This is a genomic window from Mesorhizobium sp. M6A.T.Ce.TU.002.03.1.1, assembly GCF_003997275.1.
Taxonomy (GTDB): Bacteria; Pseudomonadota; Alphaproteobacteria; order Rhizobiales; family Rhizobiaceae; genus Mesorhizobium; species Mesorhizobium mediterraneum.
In genome coordinates, this window is sequence record NZ_RZTI01000048.1 from 24,525 (window position 1) to 40,617 (window position 16,093).

Below are 16,093 nucleotides of genomic sequence, written 5' to 3' on the forward strand. Positions count from 1 at the left end.
GGTCTCGATGGCGGGTCCGGGCGACAACACGCGCAACAAGTCGAAGACGGGGTCTGAAGCCGACGGCTTCAAGCGCGCCGTCACCGTCTGCATGCGCGCCATCGCCGGCGACAAGGAACTCGAAGTCGGTTTCGCCAAGGACCGGCCGGCGCTCGCTGGCAGCCGCGCCCGCTTGCCCGAGCTGCCGAAGAAGGCGTCGAAGGCCGATATCGCCATCACCCGCGGTCTCGGCGATTCCATGGCGCTGAAGCGCGCCTGCCACGACGCGCGCATCCACACCAGGCTGGCGCCCGAGGGCAAACAGGCGCGCGCCATCTACGATGCGGTCGAGCAGGCCCGCGTCGAGGCGATCGGCTCCCGCGCCATGCAAGGTGTGGCCGACAATATCGGCTTGATGCTCGAGGACAAATACGCCAGGGCCAACCTCATCGACGTCAAGGACAAGGCGGATGCTCCGATCGAGGAGGCGTTGGCCCTGATGGTGCGCGAAAAGCTGACCGGCCGCACTGTTCCGAAGAGCGGCGAGCGGCTGGTCGACCTCTGGCGCCCGTGGGTCGAGGAGAAGGCCAGCGCTGATCTCGACGGGCTGTCGGCAAAGCTCGACGACCAGCAGGCCTTCGCCCGTGTCGTGCGCGAGATGCTGGCTTCCATGGAAATGGCCGAGGAGCTCGGCGACGACCAGGAGACCGAAGACTCCGAGGACAATGACGACAACCAGCCGCAAGGCGAGGAGCAGAGCGAGGAGGGCGGCGAGGACGATTCCGGCTCCGAGCAGTCGCAGTCCGACGACACCGAGGCGTCGTCCGACGACGAGCAGTCGGCCGAGACGGAGGCATCCGATGCCACCGCCGACGATCTGTCCGACGATGACGACGCCGATGCCGAGACGCCCGGCGAGGCGCGCCGCAACGACAATCCCTTCGCCAATCTGTCGAAGGAGATCGACTACAAGGTCTTCACCACCGCCTTCGACGAGACGGTGGGTGCGGAAGACCTGTGCGAGGAAGAGGAGCTGGATCGGCTACGCGCCTTCCTCGACAAGCAGCTCGCCAACCTGTCGGGCGTTGTCGGCCGGCTGGCCAACCGGCTGCAGCGCCGCCTGATGGCGCAGCAGAACCGGTCCTGGGATTTCGATCTCGAAGAGGGTTATCTCGATCCGGCGCGGCTGGTGCGCGTCGTCATCGATCCGATGCAGCCGCTGTCCTTCAAGCAGGAACGGGACACCAAATTCCGCGACACGGTGGTGACGCTGGTGCTCGACAATTCGGGCTCGATGCGCGGCCGGCCGATCACGGTCGCCGCCACCTGCGCCGACATTCTGGCGCGGACGCTGGAGCGCTGCGGCGTCTCGGTCGAGATCCTCGGCTTCACCACCCGCGCCTGGAAGGGCGGTCAGGCACGCGAGAAATGGCTGAAGGAAGGCAAGCCGCCGAATCCCGGGCGGCTCAACGATTTGCGCCACATCATCTACAAATCCGCCGACCATCCGTGGCGGCGGGCACGCCGCAATCTGGGCCTGATGATGCGCGAGGGCCTGCTTAAGGAAAACATCGACGGCGAGGCGTTGCTGTGGGCGCATAACCGCCTGATCGCCCGGCCTGAGCAGCGCAAGATCCTGATGATGATCTCGGACGGCGCGCCGGTCGACGATTCGACACTGTCGGTCAATCCGGGCAACTATCTCGAACGGCATCTGCGCGCCGTCATCGAACTGATTGAGACGCGCTCGCCGGTCGAGCTCTTGGCCATCGGCATCGGCCACGACGTCACCCGCTATTACAGGCGCGCCGTCACCATCGTCGACGCCGAGGAACTGGCCGGCGCCATGACCGAGCAGCTCGCTTCGCTGTTTGGCGAGGAAAGCGCGCGGGACACGCGACGCGGCGGCATGCGGCGTGCCGGATGATTTTTTTGCGGGGCGGCTTTCGGCAGACGCTTTTCGCCGCCACAGCGCTGTTCTTTGCCGGCATCGCCTTGTCGCCTTCCATCGCAGTCGGCCCTGTTTCGGTCGAGCCGATCGAAATCTCGGCACGGCCGATAACCCGGTTTCACATCGGCCGTGACGAAAAGCGGTTCGGTCCGCTCGAATTCGTCGGCGGGCTGGAAATGACTTCGCCGTCACGCGATTTCGGCGCGCTGTCGGCGTTTCGCTTCCTCAAGCCCGGCAGTGATTTCATCGGCGTCGCCGACACCGGTTTCTGGTTCTTCGGCACGGTCACTCATGATGCCGACAAGCGCCCGTCGGGCATCCAGAATTTCCGCATGCAGCAGATGATCGACGCATCAGGCCAGCCGATCGACGAGAAATGGGAGGTCGACGCCGAAGGCCTTGCGGTCAAGGACGGCATTGCCACGGTCGGCTTCGAGCGCAATCACCGTGTCGCCCAGTTCAAATTCGATCCGCACGATATGAAGGCGCCGTTGAAGCAACTGGACTTCCTGATTCCGGCCTGGGAGCTTCGTCGGAATCGCGGCTTTGAGACAGGCACCCATGCCAATCCTCACGGGCAGCACGAGGGCGGGCTGGTCGTGGTGTCGGAAAAGAGCCTCGACAAATCAGGCAACATCTATGCGGCTGTCATCGAAGGGCCGCACAAGGGCGTCTTCACCGTCAAGCGCAACGGTGAATTCGACATCACCGACGGTGCGTTCCTGCCGGACGGCGACCTTCTGCTTTTGGAGCGCAGCTTCTCGATGGCCGGCGGCGTCAAGATGCGGCTGAGGCGCATCTATGGTGAAAGCGTCGAGAAGGGCGCCGTCGCCGACGGGCCGGTGCTGATGGAAGCCGACATGGCCTACCAGATCGACAATATGGAAGGGCTCGACGTCTGGACCCGCGACGATGGCGCGCTGATGGTGTCGCTGATCTCGGACGACAACCACTCGATGCTGCAACGCAACCTCTACCTGGAATTCGTCCTGCACGAGGATTGAGAGGCGGTCGGCGAGGGATGGCCGATAAGCCGAAAAGAAATCTAAAGCTTCGCGCTGGCTGCCGCAGGCCGGAGTCCGTTGATCGCGACCCAGACGACGTGGCGCGCGCCACGCTTGCCGTTGGCGCGGACCTTGACTTCCTCGACCGCGAAGCCTGCCTGCTTGAGCCTGCGGGTAAAACCGCTGTCGGGTCCCTGCGACCAGACCGCCAGTACGCCGCCGGGCTTGAGCGCTGCTCTCGCGCTGTTCAACCCGGCTAGACTGTAAAGAGCATCGTTGGCCTTGTGGACGATTCCTTCCGGCCCGTTGTCGACGTCGAGCAGAATGGCATCCCAGGCAGAGGCTTCCGATCGCATGAGCTGCCCGACATCCGCTTCGCGAACAATCACACGCGGATCGTCGAGACAGCCGCCGAACACCGAGGCCATCGGGCCGCGCGCCCACGCCACGACGGCGGGCACCAACTCGGCAACAACGATACCGGCATCGGCGCCAAGCTCGGCAAGGGCAGCGCGCAGCGTGAAGCCCATGCCCAGCCCGCCGATCAGGATTTTCGGCTGGCTGCGGCCGGCAATCCTTTGGCAAGTCAGGCTGGCCAGCGCTTCCTCGGAGCCGCTGAGGCGGCTGTTCATCAGCTCGTTCGAGCCAAGCATGATCGAGAACTCGGCGCCGCGCCGTTTCAGGCGAAGCTCCTGGCCGCCGTCAGGCGTTTTTGCAGTGTCGAGCTGGACCCATGGGATCACTGCCTATGCCGCCAGTGCCGGCTGGCTCCAGCGGGCGGCAAGCAGCCGATAGGGGATCAGCGCCACCACGGCGATGATCAGCTTCACGCCGAGGTCGCCGAGCGCCCATGACACCCAGCGCATGGTCTCGACCGACAGCACGCCCATCAGCGGCGCGGTTTCGAGCGCGAAGCCATCGTTCGGGCCAGCGAAGGCGAAGGCCGCCGAAAAGGCGACGGTGAAGAACACGGCGGTGTCGAACACCGAGCCGACCAGCGTGCCGACGATCGGCGCGCGCCACCAGCTCTGCCGGCGCAGCCGGTTGAATACGGTCACGTCGAGCAATTGCGCGATCAGGAACGCGGCGCCGGAAGCCGCCGCAATGCGCACCAGCCGGTCGGCGGCCGTCTCGAATTCGATCAGGCCGTGGCGGAACAGCAAGGGCGGGATGAGGATCGAGCAGATCACCGCCGCCATGAAGCCGACAAAGACGATCCGGCGCGCCACGGCCGGGCCGTAGCGGCGATTGGCAAGGTCGGTGACCAAGAACGAGAAGGGATAGGTGAAGGCGCCCCAGGTCAAAATGTCGGCCAGCGACAGGCCGCCGATCGCACCTTGCACCGGAAACTGCACGAGGATGTTCGACGCCACCACGACAAGCGCCATGGCCGCAACAAAGGGCAGATATCGGGAGAAAAAACTCATTTTTTTATCCTGGGTAATGGAACCAGCGGGGTGTCATACCGAGTTCGGACGACACTCCTTGGAAGGCAGCCGCCTGAAAAATTAAGCGGCCGGCTGTTCGGCCAGCTTCTTGGCGATCTGCTTCTTCAGCAGGCGGGCGCGCTGCGACAACTCCTTGGCGTCGGCCTTGGCCAGGAACGCATCAAGGCCGCCGCGATGCTCGACCGAACGCAGCGCGTTGGCGGAAATGCGCAGGCGCACATTCTGGTTCAGCGCTTCCGAGATCAGCGTCACATTGACGAGATTCGGCAGGAAGCGACGCTTGGTCTTATTGTTGGCGTGGCTCACATTGTTGCCGGACATGACTGCCTTGGCAGTGAGTTCGCAGGTGCGGGACATGGTTCTAAACCTTCAGTTCTCGGTCTGGCCAAACCTTTGAGCCCGCGCCGGGTGGCGCGCGGTTTCGGTCAGGCGGCCTTATGGAAAAGTTGGCGTTCCTTAGTTGCATTTCGCCGATGCGTCAAGCTCCGGCTTGCGCATGGTGTGACGGCGCCTTTCACATAAAGGCCGGAATTCAGCCTATAAGCGGTCGCACAGGGACATGCCAGGCCGGAGTTGCCATCTCCGGTCAAAAATCGAGGACCGATCCCGCCATGCTTCGTTCGTCTCATGCTCTTGCTGCCTTGCTTGCAGTTGCGGCGCCGGCGGCAACGTCCGCCGCCACGCCGCAATCCTTCAAGGGCGAGTATACGGTGTCGATCCTCGGCCTCTCTGTGGCGAAGGCAACCTTTTCCAGCAGTTACCAAGGCGACACCTATTCGATCGACGGCAGCGTCTCCAGCGCCGGCCTCGCCACAATGTTCGACGACACGCGTGGCACGATCTCGTCAAAGGGCAAGATTTTGGGCAAGCGATTGCAGCCGCAGGCGTTCCGCGCCGACTACAAGTCGGGCGAGAAGGCGTCGATGATCGATATACAGTTCGCCAATGGCACTGTTACCGCGACAAAGGTCGTGCCGGCGCCGAAGAAGCGCAATCCGAAGAATTGGATACCGCTGGGCGCCGGCGATCTCGCGTCGGTGCTCGATCCGATGGCCGCCACCGTGATCCATGCCGATAGTCTCGACGAGGTCTGCGGGCGCACGGTGAAACTCTACGACGGCGAGATGCGCGCCAATCTGACGCTGACCTACGATTCGAAGGGCTCGACCTCGGTGCGCGGCTACAAGGGCGATACCGTCACTTGCAGGATGGGTTTTGAGCCGGTGGCGGGTTATCGCAAGAACCGCAAGGCATTGAATTACTTGAAGAAGCGCAGCCGCATCATGGTGACGTTTGCGCCGCTTGGCCAAACCGGCGTATATGCGCCGATCCACGCCACGGTCACGACGAAAATCGGCACTCTCACCGTCAGCGCGGAGCGGTTCGAAGCAACAGAATAGGCGCGATCGCGCGCCGCCGGAGACGGATATGGGGCGCGCAACACTGATCGGCTTCTCGGCGGTCGCCATGTGGGCGCTGCTGGCGCTGCTTACGGACGCTTCCGGCGCGGTGCCGCCGTTCCTGCTCTCGGCGATCACCTTCACAATCGGCACCGGTGTCGGGCTCGTCGCGCGGCTGTTCATGCCGGCCGCCGACAGGAGCGAGAAGATACCGCGCCGAGTGTGGGTGATCGGCATTGCCGGCCTGTTCGGCTATCATTTCTTCTACTTCACCGCGCTGCGCAACGCGCCGGCGGTGGAGGCGAGCCTCATCGCCTATCTATGGCCGCTGCTGATTGTGCTCGGGTCGGCGCTGATGCCAGGCGAGCGGCTGGCCTGGAACCACGTCGTCGGCGCGCTGCTCGGTCTCGCCGGCACTTTCCTGATCGTCACCAAGGGCGGCGGGCTTGCCTTCGACGCACATTATGCCTTCGGCTATGCGATGGCCGGCATCTGCGCCGTGCTGTGGTCGTCCTATTCGCTGTTGTCGCGGCGCTTCCCGTCGGTGCCTACAAGCATCGTCACCTGGTTCTGTGCGGCTACCGCAGCGCTTTCGCTTATCTGCCATCTCATGCTGGAAGAGACGGTGCTGCCCGTCGGCGCCGGCCAGTGGCTGGCCGTGCTCGGCCTCGGGCTGATGCCGGTGGGCGCGGCCTTCTACGCCTGGGATATCGGCGTCAAGCGCGGCAACATCCAGGTGCTGGGCGCGGCGAGCTATGCCGCGCCGCTGCTGTCGACGCTGGTGCTGATATCAGCCGGTTTCGCCGAGCCGTCCTTGCGCATCCTCGCTGCCTGCGTGCTGATCACCGGCGGGGCAGCCCTTGCGGCGAAATCGCTGTTCTTACGCAAGCAGACAACGAGCGAGGCCGGGGCGTGATGCCGTTTCCCGGCGGCATCGACGCCAACGCCAATGCGACGCTGCTGTTTTCGCTGGTGGCGGCCGTGATCTACGCCTTCACCATCGACATGTCACCAACGCTGGCGCGCTCGGCGGCAAAGACGCTGGCCGTGGCGATGCTTGCCGTGCTGGCATCGCTGCAGGGCGGTCCCTGGCTGCTCGTCGCGGCGCTGACGCTCAGCGCCACCGGCGATGCGTTCCTGTCGCGCGACGCTGAAAAGGCTTTTCTCGGCGGGTTGGCCAGTTTTCTCGTTGCGCATGGGCTTTACATCGCGCTGTTCCTGCGTTTCGGCGGTGGGATCGGCCTGCTCCCAGCCGAGCCGTGGCGTGCGGCGATTGCCGTGGCAATGATCGTGTTCGCGCTCGCCATGCTTTTTGCGCTCTGGCGCCGCGTCGGTCCCGCCTTGCGCCTTCCGGTCAGCGTCTATATCGCGGCAATCCTTGCGATGGGGATTTCAGCACTCACCCTAAGCAATTTCTGGGTTATCAGCGGCGCCGTGCTATTCATGGCGTCCGACGGGCTGCTCGCCTCGGAAAAGTACCTGCTGTCCGCCATCTCGCCGCACCGCGCCTGGATGCGCTACGCGGTCTGGGCGCTGTATTACGCCGCCCAGCTGGGGATCACGATGGGTTTCCTGCTGGGTTAGGACTCCACCCCGGTTCGGCCAGTTCGAAGGCCGCGAAATCGAAGCCCGGCGCCACGGTGCAGCCGACCAGCGTCCATTCGCCCAGGCTACGTGCCGACTGCCACCAGCCTGCCGGCACGACGATCTGCGGCCGCTCGCCGGCCGCCAGTGCCGTGCCGAGCACCTGCTCGATCACCGGCCCGTCTTTCTCATGCATCGACAGCGCCAGCGGGGCGCCGGCATAGAAGTGCCAGACCTCGGCCGCGTCCTTGACCCGGTGCCAGGCCGACAATTGATCTTGCTCCAGCAGGAAGTAAATCGCGGTCGAATGGCCGCGCGCGCCTTCTGCGCCATCGCGGAAGGTCTCGGCATACCAGCCGCCTTCCGGATGCGGTTTCAGGCCGAGCGTTGCGATGATTTCGGCGGAGGTGGTCACGGTTTCCAGACCATAAATGGCGCTCAGAACTTATCCTTGCGCTTGCGTATCTCGGCGAACACTTCGACGTCGGATGCTCTCTCCATGCCGAGATGCTTGCGGATTGCCGGATCATGCCAGCGCAGGAACGGATTGGTCGACAGTTCCTCGCCGATCGTGGTCGGCAGCGTCGGCTTGCCATCGGCGCGCAGCGCCTCGATTTTCGCGGCGCGTTCCTTCAGTGCCGAATTGGTCGGGTCAACGGTCAGCGCGAAGCGGGCGTTGGAAAGCGTGTATTCATGGCCGCAATAGACGACCGTCTCGGCCGGAAGTGCCGCGAGCTTCTTCAACGAATCGTACATCACCGGCGGCTTGCATTCAAACAGTCGGCCGCAGCCGAGCGCGAACAGCGTGTCGGCGGTGAACGCCACTTTCGACGCCGGCAGATGATAGGAGACATGGCCCGCCGTGTGGCCGGGCGTGGCGATCACGTCGATCCTCTCCTCGCCGAGGTGGATGACCGAGCCTTGCTCGACGGTTTCGTCGATGCCGGGGATCTTGGCCTTTTCCGCCTCCGGCCCGACGATGCGCAGCTTGAAGCGTTCCTTCAGCGCCAGATTGGCTTCGACATGGTCGGCATGGTGATGGGTGGTCAGGATCGTCGTCGGCGTCCAGCCGGTACGCTCGATCGCAGCCAGGATCGGCGCCTCCTCCGGCGCGTCGATAATCGCGGTCTGGCCGCTTTTGGGGTCGTGCACCAGCACACCGAAATTGTCGCTGCGGCACATGAACTGTTCGATTTCGACCGGCATCGCATCTCTCCTTTATCGCCGCAGACATAGGGCGCTTGCCCGCGGATGTCATCCGCCTTTGTTGAACTTGGACGGCATCGAAGATACCGTCCCGCGCATGCATTCCGATATCGTCGATCTCCGCTCTTTCTATTCGACCACGCTCGGGCGATTGGCTGAACGCTCGATCACAATGGCGTTGTCCTCGATATGGGCTGTTGTGCCCAATGAGCGGCTGGTCGGCTTGGGCTACACCTTGCCGTGGCTGGAGCGGTTCGGCACCGACGCAGAGCGGGTCTTTGCCTTCATGCCGGCGACGCAAGGCGCGGTGGTCTGGCCGGCCACGGGGCCGACCGCGACCGCGCTGGTCTTCGATGAGGAATTGCCGCTGGTCGATGCCTCCATCGACCGCATGCTGCTCGTCCATTCACTCGAACATGCCGAGAATCCGCGCGAGACGCTGAACGAAATCTGGCGGGTGCTGTCGCCCGCCGGCCGCGTCGTCATCGTCGTGCCAAACCGGCGCGGTGTCTGGGCCCGTTTCGAGCATACGCCGTTCGGCAGCGGCCGGCCTTTCTCGCGCGGCCAGCTCACCGAATTGCTGCGCGAAGCAAACTTCACGCCCGCCGCCTGGTCCGATGCCCTGTTTTTCCCACCATCGCGGCGACGCTTCATGATGCAGCTCCACAACGTGCTGGAACGCGCCGGCCGCAGGCTCTGGCCGATCTTTTCCGGCGTCATCGTGGTCGAGGCGCAGAAGCGGCTCTATCAGGGCGTGCCGGTCGTCCAGCGCGCCTCTCGCCGCGTCTTCGTGCCGGTTTTCTCGCCGCATGGCGCCACAAGGCTCGGCCGGATATCGCGGACCGGGGACGCAACATTGCCAGTCCGTCGATGACATTTTCGTGATCGGAATCGCGCTTTTTCTCTCCTATCTGTCGAGGGCGGGTTTGCTACCCGATTGAGCCGACATGTTCACCGGTTTCAGCACCGCTTTTCGAATTCAAGGACTTCACCAATGGCTGATCATCCGGATGTCGAGGCCAAAACCAAGCCAATTGCCGCGTCGATCGAGGCCAGCAGCCTGCGCGACCAACTGGCGACAATCAAGCTGGCGCTGGGTACCTCGCCGATCCGCAAACAACTGCTCTGGGCCAGCATCGGCATAGTCGCCGTCATTGTGGCAACCTCGATCGGGCAGGTCCTGCTCAATCGCTGGAACGAGCCCTTCTACGACGCGCTGGCGCGGCGCGACATGCAGGGTTTTCTGCACCAGCTTATGATCTTTGCCGCCATCGCCGGCGGGCTTGTGGTGCTCAATGTCGGCCAGACCTGGCTCGACCAGATGATTCGGCTGAAGCTGCGTGAGGCGTTGACCCTCGATCTGATCGGTGAATGGATGCGGCCGGCGCGCGCCTTCCGGCTAGCCAACGCCGGCGCCATCGGCGTCAATCCCGACCAGCGCCTGCAGCAGGATGCCGGGCATCTCTCCGATCTTTCTACCGGTCTCGGCATAGGGCTATTGCAGTCGTTTATTCTGCTTGTTTCCTTCGTCGGCGTCTTATGGTCGCTGTCTTCGGGCTTCGTCTTCCATATCGGCGGCTATTCGCTGGCCATTCCGGGCTACATGGTGTGGGCCGCGATCCTCTATGCCGGCACCGCCTCCTGGCTGAGCTGGCTGGTCGGACGGCCGCTCATCCGCTTCAACAGCGACCGCTATACGCGTGAAGCGGAGCTGCGCTCGTCGGTGGTCCGCGTCAACGAGAATGTCGATGCCATCGCGCTTGCGCACGGCGAGGCCGACGCGAGACGACGGCTGGAGTTCGACCTCGGCACGGTGCTGGGCGCGATGCGGCGTATCTACCGCGCCCAGATCAATCTTTCCTGGGTGACCGACACCTATGGCTGGATCACTGTCGTCGCGCCGATCCTCGTCGCCTCGCCGGTCTATTTCGCCGGCGATATCAGCTTCGGCGGGCTGATGATGGCTGTCGGCGCCTTCAACCAGGTGCATTCCTCGTTGCGCTGGTTCATCAACAATATCGGCGGCATCGCCGATTGGCGCGCCACGCTGATGCGCGTCGCCGATTTCCGCATCGCGCTTGTTGAAACGGATGTGCTGCACGACGCCGAAGAACGCATCACAATCGGCGAGAATCCGAATGGCAGGCTGACATTCGAGAAACTCGAGATTGCGTCGCGGGATGGATGCACGAAGCTCGCCGAGGCCCATGTCGAAATCCGCGCCGGCGAGCGCGTCATGATCACCGGAGATCCGCGCGCCGGCAAGACGCTGTTCTTTCGCGCCATTGCCGGTCTGTGGCCGTGGGGAAGCGGGCGGATCGGCATGCCGGCCGGAGAGGTGCCCGCCTTCGTTCCCCGCAAGCCCTATTTTCCGCTCGGCACACTGCGCGAGGTGCTCGACCACGCTAATGCCGCTGTCAGCGATGCCGAGATCTCGGCGGTGCTTGCCGACGTCGGTCTCGAGCGTCTGTCGTCCTCGCTCGACCGCTCCGCGCGCTGGGAGCGTGAATTGAGCGATGACGAGCAGCGCCTGCTTGCCTTTGCCCGGCTGGTCCTGCGGCAGCCGAAATGGGTGATCATCGACGAGGCTTTGGACACGTTCGACGGCGCGACGCTGAGGCGGGTGCTGTCGATGCTGGAGGCCCGTCTTGCCGACGCCGCGATCCTCAATATCGGCCGTGGCCAACATAACAGTGAATTCTTTCCGCGCTCTTTGGCGATCGTGAGAGATGTCGGCCGACCAGCCCTCAAGCCAGTCCGTGTCAGGGCCGGCGCGATCGAGCCTCCCCCGGCCGTCGCCGCAGCCTACCAAGAGACATAGCCGGCCATACCCAGCCAAGCTTTATTTCGCCGTGATCGCAGCGAAAGATTGCCGGTATCGCTCGGAGGTCTGCGGCGTTGAACCCATGCTTGACGCGCTTAAAGCGCGTCCCGTTGAAGAGATTCATGCGACACGCTTTAAGTCTTTGTTTCTATGCATGTCGTTACCCCAGAACCGCTGCGCACTTTTGGGCGACATGCATTAGCCTGCTTGCCTGCCTTGCCTGGGGTCAGGCAGCACCACTGGCCGCGCCTGCCGATACCATTGCCGTGGACGTCGAACTGGTGCTGGCGGTCGACATTTCGCACTCGATAGACGAAAGGGAATTCGCCCTGCAGCGCGCCGGCTATGTCGAGGCGCTGCGCCATCCCGACTTCATCAAGGCGGTACGCTCGGGTGTGAAGGGCCGCATCGCGCTCGCCTATTTCGAATGGGCAGGCACCGTCCGCGACGATGCGCTCATTGCCTGGCAGGTCATCGACAACGCCGAGAGCGCCAGCGCTTTTGCCGACAAGATCGAGGCCCGCCCGTTCAGGAGCTTTCGCGGCACCTCGATTTCCGGCGCGCTCGCCTTCGGCGCGAAGCTTCTCGGTGGAACCGCTTTCGACGCGACACGCAGGGTGATCGACATTTCAGGCGATGGCCCCAACAACATCGGCATGCCCGTCACCACGACACGCGACGCCGCGGTGGCAAACGGCATCGTCATCAACGGCCTGCCGATCCTGATCAGCCCATCGCCCAGCTTCAGCCATCTCGACCAATACTATGCCGAGTGCGTTACCGGTGGGCCTGGCTCTTTCGTGCTGCCGGTCTACGCCGCTTCCGAATTCGTGACCGCCATACGCCGCAAGCTGGTCCTAGAGGTAAGCGGTGTTGCCGACCCTTGGGCCGATCCCAAGGCCGGTCCCGGAACGATCCGGATCGGCGCGGCAGCACCAGTCGACTGTTTGCAAGGCGAGCGCGGCCGGCGGTTTTTCTCCGATCCGTATTTTCCGGAACTTGACCGATGAGCTTCTGTTTGGCTCAGGCTGGCCGTGCGCCATATTTGGTGCGGAACTCATCGTAGAGATCACGACGCCAGCGCCGGCCGCCGACATAGCCGCGCAACAGTTGCGGCAGCGAGTAGCCGAGCGCTTTCGACGATCGGTTGGCCAGATAACCGGCAAATGCCTGCGAAATCCTGCCCTTAATCGTATCGGCGATGATCTGCCGTGCGATCATGTAAGGCGGAATGTCGGGATAACGGTCGATGATGTAGGGGTGTTTGCAGATCAGGTTTGCGTAGGCTTCGACATAGCCGTCGCGTTGTCGCGAAATCGAATTCTCCGAATTGTACTTTTTCCAGTCGACCTCTTCGGACAGTTGCGCGCCACTGCGCCCGGCGAAGCGCAACAGCAACTCGCGATCCTGCATCCGTGCGATGTCGCTGTCATAGCCGCCGATCGCCAGCAAGGCCTCTCGCCGGGCGGTAATCGCCGATCCGGCTATGAAGATCGTCTGCGCGACCAACGCCCTTTCCAGCGTGTTCCGTGTCAGGAACGCGCCGCGGTTGATGCATTTGCTGCTGCGGTCGCCCTTCAGGGACACGAACGAACTGATGAGCACTTCAAGCGTCGGATTCTCCTCGAACCACGCCAGTGTCCGCTCCAGCCGGTTCGGCAAGTAGACGTCGTCGGAATCCAGGAATGTCACCACAGGCGCCCGCGCCCGTTCGATGCCGGCATTGCGGGCGGCGTTGGCGCCTCGCCATTTCGCGCCGACATAGATAAGGCGAGGGTCGCGGATGGCAGCCAGCGCCGCTTCCGTGCCATCGGTCGAGCCGTCGTCGACGACAATGTGCTCGAAGCGGGTAAGGTTCTGCGCAAGCACGCTCTCCACGGCGCGCAAGACCGTGCTGCGCCGATTGTGGGTCGGCGTGATCACAGTGATGAGTGGAGCAGGGTCCATCTCGGGCATGTCGCCTCAGCTACGCCCCGCGTTCCACAGCCATCGAATGGATTGGATGTTCGTTTCCATGCCCGCCCCAGGATTGCGTTCGATTCGACGCTACAAAAAAGAAGCGATCATGTCATCACAAAGTATTGCGGCGGAACTCGTCGGGCATTGGCGAATTCTTGATGCCACGCTAGAGCCGCTTGGTGGCCGCTTCCTAACCCATTCAAAGAAACGACCGAAACCACGAACGCAGCAGCGCCTAACTATGTCCGACATAATCAGGCACGACTTCGATTTCGTCGCCAACGAGACCCGCAGCGAAACTGAGTTGGCCCCAAAACGCCAAGCTGTAGAATGCCAGACCGACAATCAGAGATAATGGAATTTGCCAAAGCGGCATGCCTGTCTGGCGGGCATGGCCAGTTACGCGTCGCATTGTGCGCCACGACATGGTGAACCATCGGCTGAACGATTTCACAATCCGCTGCGTGCGACTGGGCGACTTCAGCTCCACAAACTTCCGGTCGGCATCGCGGCCTGTTACCAACGCGCGCCAGAAAAAGAACCGCCAACCACGTGGCGAGTAATGATAGACGCGTGCGTTGACGTTCAGAATTTTGTGGCCTTCACGTCGAAGCTCATGCGTCAGCAGAGTGCAAGAAACCTTGAATCCATTGTGTTTCGCAAAGGGATGGCTGACAATCCAGTCGCGCCGAAAGGCACTGTTATTGGCGTTGATCGCTCGCTTGTTAGCAAATCGTGCATCTGCCTCAGGCATAGGGAAAAACCAAAGCAGCGCGAACGTCCTGGAAAAGAAATCATCGTACGAAAGATATGTATATCCGTTCACGCAAATAATTTCAGGATCTTGAAACGGGTCAAGCAGAGTTGGGAGCCAGCCCGATTCTGCCACGGTATCCGAGTCGATGAAGATAACGATATCTCCATTGGTTGACAGGATGCCGTTGTTCTTGAGGTCGTAATATCGACCGCCTGGGCAAGCGGTGAAGATCAGGTCGGCAACCCGTTCCAACTGCGGCGCTTCAATTGTGATACTGCTACGCAGCGAGGCGGCGTCCTCATCTCGCCCGCCGTGGGAGATGACAACCTGCGGTCTTGCAAGACCAGCTGAGGAAACCACGGCGATTTCTCGAGCCAAGGCAGTCAACGCAACGCCGATCTCGTCCCAGTCGATCGACTTGGCGTTATCCATTTCCACAACGAGGGAATAAGTTGGCTGTTCTTCAACCATCTTTACACCGCAAAATTTATCAGAGGTCACTTTGTTCGACGCGGCTCGCGACGATACCGGTTCAGGTTAGTTATACATAGCAACGCCTGCTGATCAAGAAACACTGCAATCCTTGGAGCGAGCTACCGTTTCAGCAGGAACACCGCTTGCTGGCCGAAGAAATTCCAGAACCAGCACGGCATCGACAGACCGATTTTCTGGCCATTGGCGTCGAGCGCGGTTACCTTTTCCACCGTCGCGCCGAGCTCGTCGCAGAGGTTGACGAAGTCGCTTCGTCGCCTGCAGCAATTCGAGCAGTAGGCCATCACCGGAGCAGACGTCCAGCACCCGTGCCTGCGCCGGGATGAGGTCGGCGACGACTTCGAGGTCGACGCGCTGGGCGTGATTGACACTCATGATCGTGCCTTTGGCTAGCGCATGATGCCGGTCCGAAAAGTCTGCAACTTTTCGGAGTCACGCGCGAATGCCTGGCGCATGATGCCGGTCCGGAAAGCCTACAATCTTCAGGGGTCATGCGCTGAGTTGGTCCTGTATGCATTCTTATAACTTCAGAGGTAATCGACCACCGTAGGGCGCATAGGCAATTGTCGTTCGTGAAGCCGCCTATTGTTGGCTTCGATCAGCAAGGATCTCAGCCATGACCGCTTACGCCGTTGCCCATATGCACCAAGTCACGTTAGGGCCGCAGATTGTCGAATATTTGCAGAAAATCGATGCAACGCTGGAGCCGTTTAGCGGGCGCTATATTGTGCATGGCAGCGAGGTGGAAGTGGTTGAAAACACCTGGCCGGGGCACCTCGTAATCATCGAATTTCCGGACATGCAGCATGCGCGCGGATGGTACCAGTCGCCCGCCTATCAGGAGATATTGCCCCTGCGCACCGAGAATTCCCAGTCCGATGTGGTCCTGGTCGACGGCGTCCAGCACCCGCACAAGGCCACCGACGTGCTCGGATAGGATGAAATGCGGCCGTCATCGTCTCAACAAGAACACCGCTTGCTGGCCGAAGAAATTCCAGAACCACCACGGCATCGACAGACCGATTTTCTGGCCATTGGCGTCGAGCGCGGTTGCCTTTTCCACCGTTGCGCCGAGCTCATCGCAGAGATTGACGAAGTCGCGGATGGTGCAGAAATGGATGTTGGGCGTGTCGTACCAGGAGTATGGCAGGTCCTTGGTCACCGGCATCCGCCCGTCGAGGAACAGCGAAAGGCGCACCCGCCAGTGGCCGAAATTGGGGAAGGAGACGATGGCGTGCTTGCCGATCCTGAGCAACTCGTCGAGCACCAGCTTCGGGTTGCGGGTCGCCTGCAAGGTCTGCGACAGGACGACGAAATCAAAACCCTTGTCGGGATAGAATTTGAGGTCCTTGTCGGCGTCGCCCTGGATGACGGACAGGCCGCGCGCCACGCATTCGTTGACGCCGCGTTGCGACAGTTCCATCCCGCGGCCGTCGACCTGCTTCGTCGCCTGCAGCAATTCGAGCAGCAGACCATCACCGGAGCCGAC

Annotated in this window: 18 protein-coding genes and 1 pseudogene; 9 read left to right on the forward strand and 10 right to left on the reverse strand. The window is 62.4% G+C overall.

Annotation, left to right across the window (positions count from 1 at the left end):
- Positions 1-7 precede the first annotated feature (7 nt).
- Positions 8-1,906 carry a cobaltochelatase subunit CobT gene (gene cobT, locus EOC93_RS16230; RefSeq protein WP_127205120.1) on the forward strand — a complete coding sequence of 633 codons (1,899 nt, stop codon included), beginning with the start codon at positions 8-10 and terminating at the stop codon, positions 1,904-1,906.
- On the forward strand, positions 1,903-2,934 hold the full coding sequence (locus EOC93_RS16235) for an esterase-like activity of phytase family protein (protein ID WP_095485932.1): 1,032 nt from the start codon (positions 1,903-1,905) through the stop codon (positions 2,932-2,934). Before cobT ends, EOC93_RS16235 begins: the two co-directional genes overlap by 4 nt.
- 41 nt (positions 2,935-2,975) lie before the next feature.
- Here the strand turns inward: EOC93_RS16235 and EOC93_RS16240 are convergent, their stop codons facing one another.
- The 3 genes from EOC93_RS16240 to rpmB form a co-directional block, all read right to left on the reverse strand.
- Complete coding sequence (locus tag EOC93_RS16240) at positions 2,976-3,677, reverse strand: hypothetical protein (protein ID WP_126104719.1); 702 nt, start codon at positions 3,675-3,677, stop codon at positions 2,976-2,978.
- 3 nt (positions 3,678-3,680) lie between these two features.
- Positions 3,681-4,361 carry a queuosine precursor transporter gene (locus EOC93_RS16245; protein ID WP_127205121.1) on the reverse strand — a complete coding sequence of 227 codons (681 nt, stop codon included), beginning with the start codon at positions 4,359-4,361 and terminating at the stop codon, positions 3,681-3,683.
- Positions 4,362-4,442: 81 nt separating this feature from the next.
- A complete protein-coding gene (rpmB, locus tag EOC93_RS16250) occupies positions 4,443-4,739 on the reverse strand; it encodes a 50S ribosomal protein L28 (RefSeq protein WP_006328411.1) in 297 nt (98 codons plus the stop codon).
- 254 nt (positions 4,740-4,993) lie between these two features.
- Between rpmB and EOC93_RS16255 the strand changes: the two genes are divergently transcribed.
- Genes EOC93_RS16255 through EOC93_RS16265 form a run of 3 tightly spaced genes read left to right on the forward strand, consistent with a single transcriptional unit; the run spans position 4,994 to position 7,366 of the window.
- Positions 4,994-5,782, forward strand: a complete 789-nt coding sequence (locus EOC93_RS16255; RefSeq protein ID WP_127205122.1) for a DUF3108 domain-containing protein — start codon at positions 4,994-4,996, stop codon at positions 5,780-5,782.
- 28 nt (positions 5,783-5,810) lie between these two features.
- Entirely contained in the window at positions 5,811-6,698 is an 888-nt protein-coding gene (locus tag EOC93_RS16260; RefSeq protein WP_127205123.1) for an EamA family transporter, read from the forward strand.
- Positions 6,698-7,366, forward strand: a complete 669-nt coding sequence (locus EOC93_RS16265) for a lysoplasmalogenase family protein (protein WP_127205131.1) — start codon at positions 6,698-6,700, stop codon at positions 7,364-7,366. The genes EOC93_RS16260 and EOC93_RS16265 overlap by 1 nt, the downstream gene beginning before the upstream one ends.
- Here the strand turns inward: EOC93_RS16265 and EOC93_RS16270 are convergent.
- Together EOC93_RS16270 and gloB are read right to left on the reverse strand one after the other, a co-directional pair.
- Complete coding sequence (locus EOC93_RS16270) at positions 7,341-7,781, reverse strand: cupin domain-containing protein (RefSeq protein WP_127205124.1); 441 nt, start codon at positions 7,779-7,781, stop codon at positions 7,341-7,343. The two genes, EOC93_RS16265 and EOC93_RS16270, sit on opposite strands and share 26 nt — an antisense overlap.
- A 23-nt stretch (positions 7,782-7,804) precedes the next feature.
- Entirely contained in the window at positions 7,805-8,572 is a 768-nt protein-coding gene (gene gloB, locus EOC93_RS16275; protein ID WP_127205125.1) for a hydroxyacylglutathione hydrolase, read from the reverse strand.
- Between the two features lie 97 nt (positions 8,573-8,669).
- On the opposite strand from gloB, the gene EOC93_RS16280 reads away from it, so the two are divergent.
- From EOC93_RS16280 to EOC93_RS16290, 3 genes are all read left to right on the forward strand, one after another.
- Positions 8,670-9,446, forward strand: coding sequence for a methyltransferase domain-containing protein (locus EOC93_RS16280; RefSeq protein WP_127205126.1), 777 nt, complete (start codon positions 8,670-8,672; stop codon positions 9,444-9,446).
- 120 nt (positions 9,447-9,566) lie between these two features.
- Positions 9,567-11,393 (forward strand): ABC transporter ATP-binding protein/permease, encoded by a 1,827-nt coding sequence (locus tag EOC93_RS16285; protein WP_127205127.1) that lies wholly within the window; start codon positions 9,567-9,569, stop codon positions 11,391-11,393.
- A gap of 200 nt (positions 11,394-11,593) precedes the next feature.
- Positions 11,594-12,406 (forward strand): DUF1194 domain-containing protein, encoded by an 813-nt coding sequence (locus EOC93_RS16290; protein ID WP_245461475.1) that lies wholly within the window; start codon positions 11,594-11,596, stop codon positions 12,404-12,406.
- 13 nt (positions 12,407-12,419) lie between these two features.
- Here EOC93_RS16290 and EOC93_RS16295 read toward each other — a convergent pair whose 3' ends face one another.
- The 4 genes and pseudogenes from EOC93_RS16295 to EOC93_RS35570 form a co-directional block, all read right to left on the reverse strand.
- A complete protein-coding gene (locus tag EOC93_RS16295) occupies positions 12,420-13,352 on the reverse strand; it encodes a glycosyltransferase family 2 protein (protein WP_095485944.1) in 933 nt (310 codons plus the stop codon).
- Positions 13,353-13,590: 238 nt separating this feature from the next.
- Positions 13,591-14,583 carry a glycosyltransferase gene (locus tag EOC93_RS16300; RefSeq protein WP_095485945.1) on the reverse strand — a complete coding sequence of 331 codons (993 nt, stop codon included), beginning with the start codon at positions 14,581-14,583 and terminating at the stop codon, positions 13,591-13,593.
- Between the two features lie 122 nt (positions 14,584-14,705).
- Positions 14,706-14,888 (reverse strand): methionine biosynthesis protein MetW, encoded by a 183-nt coding sequence (locus EOC93_RS16305; RefSeq protein WP_245329896.1) that lies wholly within the window; start codon positions 14,886-14,888, stop codon positions 14,706-14,708.
- Positions 14,889-14,899: 11 nt separating this feature from the next.
- Positions 14,900-14,979, reverse strand: a pseudogene (locus tag EOC93_RS35570) (methionine biosynthesis protein MetW); the annotation flags it as partial.
- A gap of 241 nt (positions 14,980-15,220) precedes the next feature.
- On the opposite strand from EOC93_RS35570, the gene EOC93_RS16310 reads away from it, so the two are divergent.
- Complete coding sequence (locus EOC93_RS16310) at positions 15,221-15,541, forward strand: DUF1330 domain-containing protein (protein ID WP_095485946.1); 321 nt, start codon at positions 15,221-15,223, stop codon at positions 15,539-15,541.
- Positions 15,542-15,556: 15 nt separating this feature from the next.
- On the opposite strand, the gene metW is transcribed toward EOC93_RS16310, so the two are convergent.
- Positions 15,557-16,093 (reverse strand): methionine biosynthesis protein MetW (gene metW, locus EOC93_RS16315; protein ID WP_127205129.1); only part of this gene is annotated, 537 nt, incomplete at its 5' end.

Coding starts and splice junctions, on each gene's coding strand:
- cobT (WP_127205120.1), top strand. CDS start 8: ATGGCGGGTCCGGGCGACAACACGCGCAACAAGTCGAAGACGGGGTCT.
- EOC93_RS16235 (WP_095485932.1), top strand. CDS start 1,903: ATGATTTTTTTGCGGGGCGGCTTTCGGCAGACGCTTTTCGCCGCCACA.
- EOC93_RS16245 (WP_127205121.1), bottom strand. CDS start 4,361: ATGAGTTTTTTCTCCCGATATCTGCCCTTTGTTGCGGCCATGGCGCTT.
- rpmB (WP_006328411.1), bottom strand. CDS start 4,739: ATGTCCCGCACCTGCGAACTCACTGCCAAGGCAGTCATGTCCGGCAAC.
- EOC93_RS16255 (WP_127205122.1), top strand. CDS start 4,994: ATGCTTCGTTCGTCTCATGCTCTTGCTGCCTTGCTTGCAGTTGCGGCG.
- EOC93_RS16260 (WP_127205123.1), top strand. CDS start 5,811: ATGGGGCGCGCAACACTGATCGGCTTCTCGGCGGTCGCCATGTGGGCG.
- EOC93_RS16265 (WP_127205131.1), top strand. CDS start 6,698: ATGCCGTTTCCCGGCGGCATCGACGCCAACGCCAATGCGACGCTGCTG.
- gloB (WP_127205125.1), bottom strand. CDS start 8,572: ATGCCGGTCGAAATCGAACAGTTCATGTGCCGCAGCGACAATTTCGGT.
- EOC93_RS16280 (WP_127205126.1), top strand. CDS start 8,670: ATGCATTCCGATATCGTCGATCTCCGCTCTTTCTATTCGACCACGCTC.
- EOC93_RS16285 (WP_127205127.1), top strand. CDS start 9,567: ATGGCTGATCATCCGGATGTCGAGGCCAAAACCAAGCCAATTGCCGCG.
- EOC93_RS16295 (WP_095485944.1), bottom strand. CDS start 13,352: ATGCCCGAGATGGACCCTGCTCCACTCATCACTGTGATCACGCCGACC.
- EOC93_RS16300 (WP_095485945.1), bottom strand. CDS start 14,583: ATGGTTGAAGAACAGCCAACTTATTCCCTCGTTGTGGAAATGGATAAC.
- EOC93_RS16305 (WP_245329896.1), bottom strand. CDS start 14,888: ATGGCCTACTGCTCGAATTGCTGCAGGCGACGAAGCGACTTCGTCAAC.
- EOC93_RS16310 (WP_095485946.1), top strand. CDS start 15,221: ATGACCGCTTACGCCGTTGCCCATATGCACCAAGTCACGTTAGGGCCG.